This is a genomic window from Desulfomicrobium apsheronum (assembly GCF_900114115.1).
Lineage (GTDB): Bacteria > Desulfobacterota > Desulfovibrionia > Desulfovibrionales > Desulfomicrobiaceae > Desulfomicrobium > Desulfomicrobium apsheronum.
Genome location: NZ_FORX01000012.1, coordinates 112,797 through 128,551 on the forward strand (window position 1 = coordinate 112,797; position 15,755 = coordinate 128,551).

General features: G+C 58.1%; 11 protein-coding genes. 4 read left to right on the forward strand and 7 right to left on the reverse strand.

From position 1 onward, the window contains the following. Window positions 1-100: 100 nt before the first annotated feature. From BMZ40_RS20110 to BMZ40_RS19615, 5 genes are all read right to left on the reverse strand, one after another. Window positions 101-2,185, reverse strand: coding sequence for an ATP-binding cassette domain-containing protein (locus tag BMZ40_RS20110; protein WP_092376037.1), 2,085 nt, complete (start codon window positions 2,183-2,185; stop codon window positions 101-103). Beyond that, on the reverse strand, window positions 2,185-2,949 hold the full coding sequence (locus BMZ40_RS12160) for an ABC transporter ATP-binding protein (RefSeq protein ID WP_092376040.1): 765 nt from the start codon (window positions 2,947-2,949) through the stop codon (window positions 2,185-2,187). The genes BMZ40_RS20110 and BMZ40_RS12160 overlap by 1 nt, the downstream gene beginning before the upstream one ends. Next, a complete protein-coding gene (locus tag BMZ40_RS12165; protein ID WP_092376043.1) occupies window positions 2,936-3,934 on the reverse strand; it encodes a branched-chain amino acid ABC transporter permease in 999 nt (332 codons plus the stop codon). Before BMZ40_RS12165 ends, BMZ40_RS12160 begins: the two co-directional genes overlap by 14 nt. A 558-nt stretch (window positions 3,935-4,492) precedes the next feature. Then, entirely contained in the window at window positions 4,493-5,353 is an 861-nt protein-coding gene (locus BMZ40_RS12170) for a branched-chain amino acid ABC transporter permease (RefSeq protein ID WP_245751102.1), read from the reverse strand. A 61-nt stretch (window positions 5,354-5,414) separates the two neighbouring features. Further along, window positions 5,415-5,552 (reverse strand): hypothetical protein, encoded by a 138-nt coding sequence (locus BMZ40_RS19615; protein ID WP_177193150.1) that lies wholly within the window; start codon window positions 5,550-5,552, stop codon window positions 5,415-5,417. 455 nt (window positions 5,553-6,007) lie between these two features. Here BMZ40_RS19615 and BMZ40_RS12175 point away from each other — a divergent pair, with 455 nt between their 5' ends. The 4 genes from BMZ40_RS12175 (at window position 6,008) to BMZ40_RS12190 (ending at window position 14,792) form a co-directional block, all read left to right on the forward strand. Next, window positions 6,008-8,347: a PAS domain S-box protein gene (locus BMZ40_RS12175; RefSeq protein ID WP_092376044.1), complete on the forward strand. Its 2,340-nt coding sequence runs from the start codon at window positions 6,008-6,010 to the stop codon at window positions 8,345-8,347. Window positions 8,348-8,408: 61 nt separating this feature from the next. Further along, window positions 8,409-11,429 carry a CheR family methyltransferase gene (locus tag BMZ40_RS12180; RefSeq protein WP_245751103.1) on the forward strand — a complete coding sequence of 1,007 codons (3,021 nt, stop codon included), beginning with the start codon at window positions 8,409-8,411 and terminating at the stop codon, window positions 11,427-11,429. A gap of 69 nt (window positions 11,430-11,498) precedes the next feature. After that, window positions 11,499-13,529, forward strand: coding sequence for a PAS domain S-box protein (locus BMZ40_RS12185; protein ID WP_177193151.1), 2,031 nt, complete (start codon window positions 11,499-11,501; stop codon window positions 13,527-13,529). A gap of 111 nt (window positions 13,530-13,640) precedes the next feature. Beyond that, entirely contained in the window at window positions 13,641-14,792 is a 1,152-nt protein-coding gene (locus BMZ40_RS12190; RefSeq protein WP_092376050.1) for a sensor histidine kinase, read from the forward strand. A 9-nt stretch (window positions 14,793-14,801) separates the two neighbouring features. On the opposite strand, the gene BMZ40_RS12195 is transcribed toward BMZ40_RS12190, so the two are convergent. Together BMZ40_RS12195 and BMZ40_RS20185 are read right to left on the reverse strand one after the other, a co-directional pair. Further along, window positions 14,802-15,647, reverse strand: coding sequence for a CheR family methyltransferase (locus BMZ40_RS12195; protein WP_092376053.1), 846 nt, complete (start codon window positions 15,645-15,647; stop codon window positions 14,802-14,804). Window positions 15,648-15,650: 3 nt separating this feature from the next. Continuing rightward, window positions 15,651-15,755, reverse strand: a 105-nt coding sequence (locus BMZ40_RS20185; protein WP_143075624.1) for a chemotaxis protein CheW, incomplete at its 5' end; no start/stop codon positions are given.

Genomic DNA, 15,755 nt, shown 5'->3' on the forward strand with positions numbered 1-15,755 from the left:
ACGAAAAAAGCTAGGACGCGCAGTGTATTGCGCATACATAAGCGGTCTGGCTTTTTTTGCTGACGCAGCAGATCGCTGTTTTTTAAGCGGCCTGCTAAAATCAAACGATCTCGTCCTGAATCCGGCTGTCAAAAACCCGTTGGCTCTTGCGTTCCGAGCGGGGCAGACTGCCGTAGTCCACCGGCTCCAGGTCCACCGTGACCATGAGCTGTTTCTTTATCTGATGTCCAGCCTCATGCGCCAGCTCCGGTCCGCGGCCCGCAGGCACGCCCTCGGCGCGTTCGATCACGAGGCGCAGACTGTCGCGGCCGCCGTCGTCGCGGGTCAGGTGGATCTGGTATTCAGAGCCAAGGCCGGGCACCGCCGAAAGGATGGTGTCGATGGAGCTGGGGTAGATGTTTACGCCCCTGAACTTGATGGTGTCGTCGGAGCGGCCCTTGATGCGCGAATGCCTGGGCATGATGCTGCCGCAGGTGCAGGGGTCCGGGATGATGCGCGTGATGTCGCGGGTGCGGTAGCGGATCAGCGGCGAGCCTTCCTTGCACAGGGTGGTGATGACCATCTCGCCCCATTCGCCGTCGGGCAGGGGCCTTAGCGTTTCAGGATCGAGGATTTCCATCAGGTAGTAGTCGCTCCAGTAATGGATGCAGTCGTGATCAGAACATTCGATGCCCGCGCCCGGCCCGTAGAGCTCGGTCAGGCCGGTGATGTCGAAAAGCTCGGCCCCGCCGAAGAGTTCGGAGATCTTCTTGCGCATGGAGCGGCTGGAGCGCTCGGAACCGTAGATGATCTTTCTGACCGCGATTTTGTCCGCGATGCCGCGCTTGTGGATCTCCTCGGCCATGAGCAGCGCCATGGAGGCTGTGGAGCAGAAGACCGTGGACTGAAAGTCGAGCAGGAACTGGATGTGCATGTCGATGTTGCCGGGACCTACCGGCACGGCCATGGCGCCGACCTTTTCACAGCCGAGCTGAAAGCCCATGCCCGCCGTCCAGACTCCGTAGCCCACGGCGATCTGGACCCGGTCTAAGGAATTGACCCCCGCGCTCTGGTAGCAGCGGGCGAACATGTCGGTCCAGTCGTCGAGATCCTTTTGCGTGTAGCAGAGCACCTTGCGCTTGCCCGTGGTCCCGGAGCTGGCATGCACGCGCACAAGCTGCTCGAAGGGCACGCTTTTAAGCGGGAAGGGATAGCCGTCGCGCAGATCGTCGGTGGTCGTGAAGGGCAGGCGTTGCAGATCGTCAAGGCTCTGGATCGAATCGGGCGTGATCCCGGCCGCCTCAAGCTTGGCGCGGTAGGCCGGAGAGCCCTCGAAGGCATGGCGCACCGTCCATTTGAGGCCCTTGAGCTGATGGGCCTTGAGTTCGTCCGTAGAGTTAAAGGAGGGCATGAAGTTTTTGTGCATGGGAGGTTTCTCCAGACGGATATTGGTCAGCCCGGCCGCACCCAGGCGGCTGGCGGAAGGGTTGTCGTGACTGGCTGCGCCCAGGAAGGCGGCGCGCAGGGACGGGTCCAGGAGCAGGTCGCGACTCTTGCCCTGCTCGACAATGCCGCCCCCGGCCAGAAGATAGGCCGTGTCCGAGGCGGACAGGGCGCGGGCGGCGTTCTGCTCGACGATGAAGATGGTTGTGCCCGCGCGGGCCAGCTGGTGGATGATGGAAAAGATTTCGTCGGTGATGAGCGGGGCCAGGCCCAGACTCGGCTCGTCCAGAAGCAGCAGGCGCGGCGCGGCCATCAGCGCCCGGCCCATGGCCAGCATCTGCTGTTCGCCGCCGGACAGGGTTCCGGCTAGCTGCTGCCGTCGTTCCTTGAGCTTTGGAAAGCGGGCGAAAATCTCTTCCATGCGCCGGGTTTCCTCGGCCTTGGCCAGATTCAGGGGGATGGCTCCGAGTTGCAGGTTTTCAAGCACCGAGAGCTGGGCGAACACTTCGCGCCCTTCGGGAGACAGGGCCAGCCCATGACGAACCATGCGCGCCGGGCTTGAGCCGGTCACGGTCTTGCCGTCGAGGAGGATCTCTCCGCCCGTTGGTTTGACCAGGCCCATCACGCATTTGAGCAGGGTGCTCTTGCCCGCCCCGTTGGCCCCGACCAGGGCCACGGTCTGTCCGGCCGCGACCTCCATGTCGATACCGAACAGGGCCTGGGCCGCGCCGTAGTGCGCCGTCAGATTTTTTATGGTCAGCATCAGGCCGTGGCCTCCATTCTTCCAAGATAGGCTTCAAGCACCAGCGGGTTGCGGCGGACTTCGTCGGCCGTGCCCGTGGCGATGCAGCATCCGCTGTCCAGGACCACCACCAGATCGGCTATGTTCATGACCAGATCCATGTCGTGTTCGACCAGTAAAATGGTGTGCCCCGCGCGGCGCAGGTTTCGAAGCTGCTCGCCCACGGCTGCGGTTTCCTCGGCGTTCAGCCCGGCCACGGGTTCGTCCAGGAGCAACAGCTTCGGCCTGCCCACAATGGCCCGCGCCAGCTCGACCCGTTTTTTGTCGCCGTAAGCCAGCACTCCGGCGGGCCAGCCCGCCTTGTCCGCCAGTCCGAACTGGTCCAGCGCCTCAAGGGCTCTGAGCCGCAGCCGTCGCTCGCGGTGCCGCAGGTAGGGCAGGCGCAGCATGGCCATGATCATGGACTCGCCGCCTTCTCGGGTCAGGCCGGTCAGCACGTTGTCCAGCACCGAAAGGCGCGGGAAAAGGCGCAGATTCTGAAAGGTACGGTGAATGCCCAGACGTGTGATGCGGTGCGCCGGAAGCCCCGCGATTTCCTGATCCATGAAGCGGATGGATCCGTTCGTGGGGGAGAGCACGCCGGTCATGCAGTTGATGAGCGTGCTCTTGCCCGCGCCGTTGGGGCCGATGAGTGCGGTCAGCTGGCCGGCGGGTACGCTCATGCATACGTCCTGCAGGGCGGGCAGGCCCCCGAAGAATTTGCTCAAACCGTCAAGCCGCAGCATGGTCGCGCCTCCACAGGGCCATCCGCACCCGGATCATGTCGGTCAGGCCCGTGATCAGGCCCTGGGGCAAAAACATGAGCACCAGCACGAGAATGCCGCCGTGCACGAAGTCCTTGTAGGTATCGAAGACCTCCATCCATTCCGGGAGCAGGGTCAAAAAGGCCGCGCCGAAAACCGAACCCCAAATGGAGCCCATCCCGCCGACAACGACCATGATGACCATGTCCGTGGAGGTGAAGATGCCGAAGGTGTCCGGGCTCACGTAGGAATAGCAGTGCGCGAAGAGGCTTCCGGCCAGGGACGCGAGCACGGCCGAGAGCACAAAGACCTTGACCTTGGCGGCGCGGGTGTCGACGCCCAGGCTCGCCGCCGCCGTCTCGTCCCCGGCCAGGGCGGCCAGTCCCCGGCCAACGCCGCTGCGCACCAGATTGAGGCACAGCAGCAGACAGGCCATGGTGAATCCCCACAACAGATAGTGCAGGCTGACCGGATCATCGAAGACCACGTCGGCCACGGACAGGCTGGGGATGCCCGCGAATCCGCTGGGCCCGCCGGTGACCTCGTCCCACTGCAAGAGGATGGTGTGCACGACGTAGTTCAATCCGAGGGTGGCCATGGCCAGATAGTGGCCCGAGAGGCGCAGGACCGGGATACCCACGCCCAAGGCGACAAGGCCCACCAGCGCCGCGACCAGAAACATGGACGGCCAGGGAGGCAGGCCGAAGGTGACGGTGGCGATGGCCGAACCGTAGGCGCCAAGGCCGAAAAATGCGGCATGTCCAAGGGAGATCTGTCCGGCATAGCCAATGAACAGGTTCAGGCCCAGCACAACGATGGCGTTGATGGCGATGAGATTGGTCAGGCCCAGGGTGTAGGGGTTGTCCTCAATGTAGGGGAAGAGGATCAGGGCCGCGGCCATGATGGTTGCGAAAAGGCCTGTCCGGTGCAGGGAGAGGAAGTAGAGAAGGTTTTGTCTGCCGGTCATGAGCGTCCTTGAAGAATGGTGTCGTCTGGGCCGGGAAAGTATAATCGATTTGGCCGGGGGTAAAGTCTGTAAATTAGTGTTTTGCTGTGAAGAAGTCGAGAACGCCAAGAGAGGGTGGCCAAGAGGGTAGGCCATCAACGATGCGTTGCCACGTCATCCGTCGTAGGGGCAGGCCTACGTGCCTGCCCTTTTTCGATCCATGGCGTCGGCCTGGCGGGATGGGATCGTCGCTTGCCGAAACTCCTTCGCGGGCCTCGTAAGGTTTGGCCGCCGCGTGCAGGACGCGCGGATCGAGAGGCGCGGCCAGCGACTGCCAAACCAACGATGCCTGGCTCAGTCAGACAGTCGTCAAACGACGATCCCATCCCGCCAAGCCTTGGTCATGAGCACGAGCTTGAAAAATGTTTCAAAGATCCTGGGAGTGCCGGTTCGTTTCGGAGCCTCAACGAACGATCCGGGCGGGAATCCATCTTTCCGAGAATTTTGTTTTTCGAATTCGTGAGCGGTCTCTCGACAAAAAACCAGGCAATTACTGTTGATAAAGGATGAGGGGCGCTCCTATTTTCCCAAAAATCCCTTGGGGCGGACGAAGAGGACCAGCAGCAGGACCACGAAAGCGACGACATCCTTGTAGGCGCTGGAAATATAGCCCGCCGAGAGGGATTCCAGAAGTCCGAGGCCCAGGCCGCCAAGGATGGCTCCGGGGAAGGAGCCGAAGCCGCCGAGAATGGCGGCGGCGAAGCCCTTGAGACCCAGCAGCACTCCCACGTCGTAATTGAGGGTGGTGATGGGCGTGACCAGCACTCCGGCCAGGCCGCCCAGCGCTCCGGCGATGGCGTAGCTGGTCAGGCGGATGCGGCCCGAGGCAATGCCGACCACGGCTGCGGCCGTGGGATTGGAGGCCACGGCGCGCATGCACAGGCCCAGGGACGTCTTGTGGAAGAACCAGGTCAGGACGGTGATGGCCACGACGGTCAGGCCCAGAATCCACAGGGCCTGCGGCAGCACGCTCGCGCCCAGGATCTGGACCGGGACATCCGGGGTCAGCGGGGGGAGCGCCATGCGGTTCTTGCCCCACACGATCTTAATGATGCCGCGCAGGATGATGGACAGGCCCACGGTCAGAAAGATGAGCACCAGATGGTTGTCCGACCTGGCTGGACGCAGTCCCACCCGTTCGACGACCATGGCCACCAAGGCCACCAGACAGACGGCCAAGACGAGAGCCGGGACGGTCGGCAGACCCAGGGCAAAGAGCGCCGAGAACATGAACATTCCGCCCAGGGTGACAAAATCGACCTGGATGAAGTTGACGATGCCCATGGTGTTGCTGACCACGCAGAAGCCCAGCGCGATGAGCGCATAGATGGCTCCGCCCGTCAGGCCGCTGAAAATATACTGCAGGAGATCCGTGTACAAAATTGTTTCCAACTGCTTGAAATGTGAAGGTGAGGCAACGTAGTCGAGAAGCAGCCGAATTTCAAGGATCATCACCTGTCTGAACCTGCGTGACTGCGCCGGTCTCCGCAGGTCGGAATCGAATCGCCAGGCCCGACCCGGAAATCAGCGACACGGGAGCCATGGCCTTGAGACGATGCAGAACGATAATGGTGCGCATTTTTTTGTCCTACATATATTGTATGACAATATCGTGGATGGATTTTTGCGTTATCAAAAAGTTGCCAGTGCGATTTTTCTGAGAGCAACGGGGACTTGTCCTGAAGAAATGGCCCTGAACAAAACTTCTCTTGGATAAATGCTTTGACTTCCCGAGCATCCTGGGAAAAAATGTCTTACAAAAAATGCTTGCCCACAAAAAGTCGGCTACTATACGATAGTCAAAGAGTTTTTTGGTTTTAAATCATGCTGTTCGTCTGTTTGACATCGTCATTCGAGCTTGGAGTCGAGGAGCGGGACAGGAAAGCGGTCATCCGTGATTTTGTTCTGGGGTTCTTGTCAAAGTTTCATGTTTTTTACCACGAGGCATGTTTGAACTCATCCCCTGTTTTTTTTCATAAACCTTCCAGCATCTGGACTACATGATGGCGATGTCGCAACTTTGCGGAGCCTTTCATGGCTCTTGATCCAACTTCACGGCAAGTCTCGCAGTTCCACAGGTTGCAGGATGTGGAAGATCTTCTGGTGAACGCACCCATCGGTGTGTTCTCGTCCACTCCAGGCGGCCGCTATCTCTACGTAAATCTGGCCTGGGCCAGGATGTTCGGGTACGAATCGCCCGAGGATGTCCTGGCCTCGATTACCGACATCTCCTCGCAACTTTACGTCGACCCGGCCGAAAGGGAGGAGTTCAAGCGCCTGCTTGAGCTTCATGGCGAAGTCGTCAATTTTGAAAGCAGGTTCAAGCGGCGCGACGGGACCATGGTCTGGGTATCCAGAACCGCCAGGATCGTGCGCGACGCCCAAGGCCAAGTCTCCCATTATCAAGGGTTCACCACGGACATCACCGCGCGCAAGGAATCGGAAGCGGCCCTGCAAAAGCAAAAGGTGATGCTGGAGCATCTGTTCGAGAGTTCTCCGGAGGCCATCGCCATTGTCGATAACGAGGGCTGCGTTCTGCAGATCAACAAATCCTTCGTCAATTTGTACGGTTACGCATGGGAAGAGGCTCTGGGCAGGCAGATAAACGATCTGGTTTCCCAGGGGAGCTATCATCGCGAAGCGGAAAAATATTCGAATCGTGTTTTCAAAAAAGGTGAAATCATCGAGACGGAAACGGTGCGCTGCAAAAAAGACGGCACCCCCCTCGATGTCGTCCTCATAGGCTACCCCATTCTTTTCGATGAACACATCATCGGCGCCTACGCCATCTACCGCGACATCACGGACCGGAAACGCACCGAAGAGTCGCTCCTTGAGAGCGAGGCGCGCTTCAAGGCTCTGCACAATGCCTCTTTCGGAGGCATAACAATCCACGACAAAGGCATCATTCTCGATTGCAATCAGGGGTTGTCCGACATCACCGGTTATCGCGTGGACGAACTGATCGGCATGGACGGTCTCAAGCTTATCGCCGAGAGGTCACGGGCGCTGGTCATGGGGAATATCCTGGCCGGTCATGAAGAGCCTTACGACGCATACGGTCTGCGTAAAAACGGCGAGGAATATCCGTTGCGTCTTGAGGCTAGAAACATTCCCTACAAGGGAAAATCGGTCCGCACCGTCGAGTTCAGGGACGATACGGCCCGTAAACAGGCCGAGATGGAACTGATCAAGGCCAAGGATGCCGCCGAAACCGCGAACAAGGCCAAGAGCGAATTTCTGGCCAACATGAGCCATGAGATCCGTACTCCGCTCAACGGCATCATGGGACTCATGCAGCTTCTGCAGACCACGCGCCTGGACGACGAGCAGCGTGAGTTCGTTTCCATGGCCATCAGCTCCTCGGACCGCCTGGCCCGATTGCTGACCGATCTGCTCGACATCTCCAAGATCGAGGCGGGCAAGATGGAGGTCGTCGAAGAGGATTTCAGCCTGCGCGAGCTGTGTGATTCCGTGACCGAACTTTTCGCCGTCAACGCCGCCGAGAAAAACGTTTCGCTAGAGTATGTCATCGATCCCGCGCTGCCGCCGGTGCTGGTCGGCGGCGTGGCCAGACTGCGCCAGATTCTTTTCAATCTGGTCGGCAACTCCCTGAAATTCACCGATCAGGGCCGGGTCCGGCTGGAGATGGTCCCGCTTTCTTCCTTGCGGGATGGCGAGCAACGACTTCTTTTTTCCGTTTACGATACCGGAATAGGCATCCCGGAGGACAAGCTCGAATATCTGTTCAAGCCTTTCGCCCAGGTCGAAGGCTCCTACACCCGCAAGTATCAGGGCGCGGGGCTGGGGCTGGCCATCGTGCGCAGGCTGGTCGAGCTCATGCGTGGACACATTTATCTGGAAAGCGTTCTCGGCGAGGGCACCGAGGTGCATGTGGTCCTTCCGCTCAGGCCCATGAACAGGGGCGCCTGCGCAAAGGTGCGCGTTGAACCGCCCGAAAAAGTCTTGACGGGTTTGCATGTACTGTTGGTGGAAGACGATTTGTCCAACCAGATCACGACCCGCAAATTGCTGGAAAAGTCAGGGCATGCGGTGACACTGGCCGAAAATGGCAGCCAGGCTCTGGAGCGCCTGCGCGAGACGGACTTCGACATTGTCTTCATGGACATCCAGATGCCCGTCATGGGCGGCCTTGAAGCCACCCGGGTCATTCGTGGGGCGCCTGAACTGGCCTCGCGCAAGGACATCCCCATCGTCGCCCTGACCGCCTACGCCATGGCCGGTGACAGGGAGAAGTTTCTTGATTCGGGCATGGACGATTATCTCTGCAAACCTTTCAGCCGGGAGAATCTGGATGGGATGATCGACAAACATGCTCGCCTGGACGCGTTGCAATCCTGGGAAAAACCTTAGCGCTGCCGGGTATCCGGATTTCTTGAAGCCCATTGGACAATCTTTTGCTCGAGGACACTTGATGCCCAGAAAATATACCGGCAAGCCGAAAATGCCCGCATCGACCAATTCTTCTGCTTCCCGATCCATGATCAGGCCGTCGCTGTATGTGGCGGTCATCCTCTCGGGATCGGGCAGCGACGGCATGCGCGGAGTCCGGGCCATCAAGGAATTCGGCGGCATGGTCATGGTCCAGAGCGAAAGCACGGCAAAATTCGACAGCATGCCCCGGGCTTCCATCTCCACGGGCCTTGTGGACTTCATCCTGCCGCCCGAGGAGATGCCCGACAGATTGCTTTCCTACGCCAAGCATCCCTTTGTCATAAAAGCCGAACGCTCGGAGACCGTCATCAGCGACGAGGACGCGCTGACCCGCATCTTCGCCATCCTGCGCGACAAGTTCAAGGCCGATTTCACCTACTACAAGCCCAGCACCGTGACCCGGCGCATCGAACGCCGCATGTCCATCAACCGCATCGACGAGATCCGCGATTACGTGGCCTTCATGCAGAATTATCCCGGCGAAGCGGGTACGCTGTTCCGCGAATTTCTGATCGGCGTGACCAGATTCTTTCGCGACCGCGAGGTATTCGATCTGCTCAAGGCGAACTGGCTGCCCGAGATCCTGGACCGCGCCTCCGGAAAAGAGAGTCGGTTCTGGATCGCCGGATGTTCCACGGGCGAAGAGGCCTACACCCTGGCCATCCTGGCCAAGGAGTACATGCTGCAATCGGGAATCAACCGCGACCTGAAAATCTTCGCCACGGACATCGACCGCGACGCCGTCCTGTTCGCCGCCAACGGCGTCTACCCCGACAGCATCGCCGCCGATGTGCCCCAGGAGTTGCTGAACAAGTATTTCTACCGCAAGCAGGACAGCTACCAGATCTCGCGCAACATCCGCGAGATGGTCGTCTTTGCGCAGCACAACCTGATAAAAGATCCGCCGTTCACCAATATCGACCTCATTTCCTGTCGCAACCTGCTCATCTATCTCCAGCCTGTCTTGCAGCGCAAGGTGCTTGAGTTTTTCAATTTTTCGCTCAACGCTCAGGGCGTTCTGCTGCTCGGCACCAGCGAGACAATAGGCGAAATGGGCGATTGTTTCGAGAGTCTCGATCACAAATACAAGATCTACCGCACCAAGGGGCGCTTCAAACACAGCCTCGATGCCCGGGATCTGCCCCTGGCCCCGAATTCGACCTACCGGGAGCTGGAAAGCCGTTTTCCGGTGGCGCGCAGGGATATTCACGTCGGCGACGAGCGCATTCTGGAGCGATTCCTGGAAGCCCTGAGCGCCGACAATTTTCCGCTGGCCGTGGTCGTCAACGAACAGATGGAAGTGCTGCACATCTTCGGAGATACACAAGGGTATTTCAAGCTGCCTTCGGGCAAGCTTTCGCGGGACATTTCCAAGATGGCGGCCAAGGATCTGGCCATTCCCCTTTCCACCGGCATTCAGAAGGTTTTTCGCAAGAACGAGGCGCTTCGTTTTTCCAACATAAAGTTGCGCGACATGGATGCGCTCAAGATCGTGGACCTGCGAATTTTGCCCCTGCCCCGGAAAAAAGGCCAGGAGCCCCTGGTGGCAGTCTTTTTGGAAGAGGTCGCAAGACCCGACATTCTGGACAAGACCCAGGCCATCCAGGCCTACGACCTGTCTCTTGAGGCCGAGCAGCGGATCATCGATCTGGAGCAGGAGTTGCAGTTCACCCGCGAGAATCTGCAAGCCACGGTGGAAGAGCTGGAAACCGCCAACGAGGAATTGCAGGCCACCAACGAAGAGTTGCTGGCCAGCAACGAGGAACTGCAATCGACCAACGAGGAACTGCAATCCACCAACGAGGAGCTTTACTCGGTCAATTCCGAATATCAGTCCAAGATCGTGGAACTGAGCGAGCTGCACAATGACGTGGACAACCTTCTGAACGTCAGCCAGATCGGGCAACTTCTACTGGACGAGAACATGGAGATCAGGCGCTTTTCGCCCAAAGTCGCCGATGTGTTCAAGGTGCTCGGCTCGGATGTGGGGCGGTCCCTGTCGGACATTTCGCACCAGCTGGAAAATATAGATCCGGTCCGGATCATCGAGATGGTGCACAAGGCAGGCAAAATGGCCGAGCACGAGGTCCGCGCCAAGGATGGCCGCTGGTATCTGATGCGAGTAATTCCTTACTCCGTGGGCCCGAAGGTTTTCTCCGGCACGCTGGTTTCCTTCGTGAACATCACCCGCAGCAAATTCGGGGAAGAAGCCCTGCGCGCGAGCGAGGAAGAATTCCGGGCCCTCTTTGAAACCCTTCCGCTTGGCGTGGTCTACCATGAAGCCGATGGCACCATCATCTCCGCCAACAATGCGGCGGCTCACATACTTGGTCTCTCCCTGGACCAGATAATGTGCAAGACAACCATGGATCCGCGTTGGAAGATGATCCGCGAGGACGGCTCCAGCGTGTCCGGAAAGCACCATCCGGCCATGATCGCCCTGCGCACCGGACACAAGGAAGGGCCGGTGGTGCGCGGGGTTTTTCACCCTGGGAAGAACGCTTACATCTGGCTCTCCATAACCGCTATCCCCTTGTTCCAATCCGGGGCGATCATGCCTACGCAGGTCTATGCGACATTCGAGGACATAACCGAGAAACGTCAGACCGAGCAGGACTATCAGGCCCTTTTCCAGGAAATGTTCAACGGATTTTCGTTGCACGAGATCATTAACGATGAAAACGGCAAGCCCGTTGATTATCGCTTCCTGGCCGTCAATCCGGCTTTCGAAAGGATGACGGGCCTCAAAGGCGAAGAGATCCTGGGCAAGACGGTTCTTGAAGTCATGCCGGACACGGAAAAGTTCTGGATCGAATCTTTTGGAGAGGTGGCGTTGAGCGGCAAGCCCGTCAGGTTTGAAGAACATTCCTCGCAACTCGGCAAGAGATTCCAGGTCACCGCCTTCAGGCCGGCGCACAATCAGTTCGCCTGTGTTTTTGCCGAGGTCACGGATGGTGATGGGATCGAAAAAACAGTTCATCCAGAAGACAGGGACTCTTGACCGCCGCTTTGGCCTGAGCATTTTTTCAGTTGTCTCAACATGATAACCGCCAATCAGGATATGCCGGATATGACAGATACTTTTGAAGCCCAGAAAAGGATTTTACGCGAGCAGGCCGAGGCACGCCTGGCGTATTCCGTGAGCGAGGTCGAAAATCTTTCCCTGGAAGAGATCAAGACCCTGTTCCATGAATATCAGGTGCACCAGATCGAGCTTGAGCTCCAGAACGAGGAGTTGCGCGATACCCAGAAGCAGTATGAAATCGCGCGGGACCGCTTTGCGAGTCTTTTCAACGACGCCCCGGTCGGATATCTGACCATCGACCAGAGCGGGATCATCGCCCAGACCAACCAGACCTTCGCCGAGATGGTCGAACGGGAACCGCACCTGCTTGGCGGCAAGGCGCTGGTCGATTTCATAGCCACGGAAGATCGTTCGGCTTTTCTCGGGCGGTTCAAGGCCTTTTTCAAGAGTCCTGAAGGCAAACAATTGAACTTTACACTGCGGGGCAGCCAGCGCCGGGTGCACTGCGTGGGCAAGATCGAGAACCAGAGTCAGGAACCGGCCCAACAGCGTCGTTTGCTTCTGGTTCTGAGCGACATCACGGATCAGGCCAGGGCGGAAAAGGCCTTGCTGGAACGTGAGCATTTTCTGACGTCCATCCTGGAGACCACTCAGGACGGGTTCTGGGTTTATGATTCGAGCGGCCACTTACGGAACGTCAACGATGCGTATTGCCGCATGTCCGGGTACACCAGAGAAGAACTGGAAGGCCTGCGCATCGCCGATCTCGACGCCGTGGAAGAGGAGGCCGTGACGCAGGAGCGTCTTGAGCGCATCATGAAAAACGGCTCCGAGCTTTTTGAAACGAGGCATCGCCGAAAAGACGGCAGTGTTTTCGACGTGGAGGTTTCGGCTTCCCATCTTGACCTGTACGGGGGCATGCTTGTCTGTTTCTGCCGCGACATTTCCGACCGCAAGGCAGCTGAATCGGCCTGCCGCGAGAACGAAATGCGCTACAGGCTGCTTTCCGACCTGACCATGGAGGGCATCGTCATCCACAAAAAGGGTGTCGTCGTTGACTTGAACGCCTCCCTGGCCAGAATTCTGGGATATGAACCGCATGAGATACTCGGACGGAATATGCTGGAACTGTTTGTTCATGAACACGACCGGCACATTGTGCGCGAGAACGTCGTCAAGGATTACGCAAGGCCTTACGTGGTCAGGTTCGTGAAGAAAAACGGCGAGGTCTTTTACGTCGAGCTTGAGGCTCGAAATTTCGAGGTCAACGGCGAGACCATGCGCGTGGCCTCGGTGCGAGATATCACCGAGCGCAGGAAATCCGAGGAGGAAATAGCGCGGGTCAACGCCGAACTTCGAAATGCGCTCGCCGAAAAGGACAGATTCTTTTCCATCATCGCCCACGATCTCAAATCGCCCATATCCGGCTTTCTTTCCCTGACCAAGATCCTGGTCGAGGATTTCGAGGGTTTGACCATGAAGGAAGTCAATACCTCCTTGAATGCATTGTATAAAAGTTCCGTGCGTGTGTTCGCGCTGCTGGAGAATCTTCTGGAGTGGGCAAAATTGCAGCAGGGCATGCTGACCTGTTCGCGCAGTCCTTTCCTTTTGAAGGAGCTCATAAAGTCGAGCATCGATTTCAAGCATTCCGTCGCAGAGCAAAAGGAAATCATCCTTAACCACGATGTCCCGGACGGGCTGATCGCCGACATCGATCCGCCCATGATCGGCACCGTGCTGCGCAATCTTCTGTCCAATGCCCTGAAATTTTCGAACCGGGGCGGGCAGGTGCTCATCACGGCCAGGCAAAGCGGAGACACGATCACCGTCGCGGTGCGGGATGAAGGGGTGGGTATGGACCCACATACCTTGGCCATGCTCTTTTCCCTGGACAACAAGATCACGCGACCCGGCACCGAGGACGAGTTCAGCACGGGCCTTGGGCTCATCCTGTGCAAGGAATTCGTCGAAAAACACGGCGGCAGAATCTGGGCGGAAAGCAGTCCGGGGCAGGGGGCGACATTTTATTTCACCCTCCCGGTCGGGGACAGAAATGGCGGTTCTTCGACCTGTTGACGGGGCTTCCGCAAGCATGTGGCGAAACGGGAACAAACACTTCTGAAGCATTCGCTGATCTGAAAGTGCAGAGACTTTTCACACCAACACCCCTTACACAAGCAGTCATTAATGAACAAAGAATGTGAAACCCTGTGCGCTCCCGGCGAGCGCATGCCCCTGAATGATGTCCTGGAGCAGAATACCCGAATCGGGAGTCATCTGTGTGCGCAATATTTCAATTTCTTTCCCTTGCCGCTCCTGGTCATCAATTCCTTTCGTCAGATCATCTTCAGCAACAACGCCTTCACCGACTTTCTGGGGACCAGCGATGTGAGTTCGTTTCTGGCCAGGCGGCCTGGCGAGGCCATGGCCTGCGTCTATTCCGAAGCCGGAAAAAACGGCTGCGGAACGTCCCTGCATTGCCGTGAATGCGGAGCGCTTCGGGCCATGCTTGAGGCCATGTCCACCAAGGATAAGTCCGAGCACGAGTGCCAGCTGCTGTGCAAGGATGAGCACGGCGCCGTCGTGGCCCGGGATCTGCGGGTTTTCGCTTCGCCCTGGGAAACCGGGGAAGGAACATACTACGTACTGACGCTTCTCGACATCAGTGATGAAAAGCGCCGTCAGGCCCTGGAGCGGATCTTTTTTCACGACATTCTGAATTCCGCCGGAGGTGCCAGAAATCTGGTCGACATTCTCATGAACGAAGTCCCCGAGGACGCCCGGGAGATCGCGCACATGGCCAGATCATCGCTCTTTGCCCTGGTCGATGAGATCCAGAAGCAGAAACAGCTCTTGTCGCTGGAGAGAAATGAATACGCGATTTCAAGGATCACGCTGCAGGGGCTTGAGATAATGCATTCACTGGTTGGGGAATTTCGATCGCACCCCAAGGCCATCGACAAGCATATTCATCTTGAAGCGGACAGCGTCAACGTACCCGTGTTTTCGGACTTCTCGCTTTTGCGCAGGATTCTGGTCAACATGCTCATCAATGCCCTTGAAGCCACTCCCTTGGGCGGGATCGTCACGGCCGGCCTACGGCGCGAGGAGGGTGCGGCCGTGTTTTGGATCTCGAATGCGGCCGTCATGCCCGAATCGGTCAAGCTCCAGGTGTTCAAACGGTCTTTTTCGACCAAGGGGAGCGACCGGGGGCTTGGCACGTATTCCATCAAGCTGCTGACGGAGAATTATCTCGGCGGGGAAGTGGGCTTTTCATCGGAGGAAGGGGCGGGCACGACCTTCTGGGTGAAGTTGCCCGCCCGGGAAGATCAGCCCTGACCAGGGCGGTCAGATGCGCATGTAGGTGGCCGGGGCCAACTGCTTGAGTGGCAGGTCCGTACCGGCCAGACTTTCGGAATGACCGATGAACAGGTGCCCGCCGGGTTCAAGGTGGTTGCAGAATTTCATGACCAGCTCATGCTGGGTCTTTTTGTCGAAATAGATCATGACGTTGCGACAGAAGATCAGGTCCATTTTCTCGCGAAACTGAAAGTCATCCATGAAATTGAGCCGCCTGAAGCTGACCGTCTCGCGCAATTCCGGGATGATGCGTACGGCCCGTTTGCTCCTGTCCTTGCTGCGCAGCAGATACTTGCGCCTGAACTCCACCGGAATTGTTCCTATTTTTTCATCTTCGTATACGGCTCGCGCGGCCTTCCTGAGAATGTCCGTGGAGATGTCCGTGGCCACTATGGTGAAACGCAGCGGGTTTACCCGCTCGTGGTAATCCATGAGCGTCATGGCCGTGGTGTAGGGCTCTTCCCCTGAAGAACAGCCCGCGTTCCAGACCGCGAAGGTCTGGCCGGGATGCTTTTTTTGCCACTGCGGCAGGATGACCTGGGACAAAAACTCGAAATGCTTCGGTTCCCGGAAGAAGCTGGTCGTGTTCGTGGTCACCGCGTCCACCATCTGAGGCAACTCGACTTCCAGTCCCTTCAAGGTCTGAAGATATTCAAGATACTGTCCGTAGGACCTCATGCTCAGGGTGCGCAGCCGACGCTGTAGTCGCGCCTGCAACATGGTCTTCTTGGTCTGGGTGATCTTGATGCCCAGTTCCGAATAGATGAACTCGCTGAACTGCTTGAGTTCCTTGTCGGTCATGAGCGGTGCGGCCTGGCCGTTTGCGTCGTACATGGATCAGGCCACCAGCGCCGCGATGTCGAGGATGAGCGCCATGCTGCCGTCGCCCTTGATGGTGGCTCCGGAAATTCCGCGTATGTCCTGATAGACCTTGCCCAGACT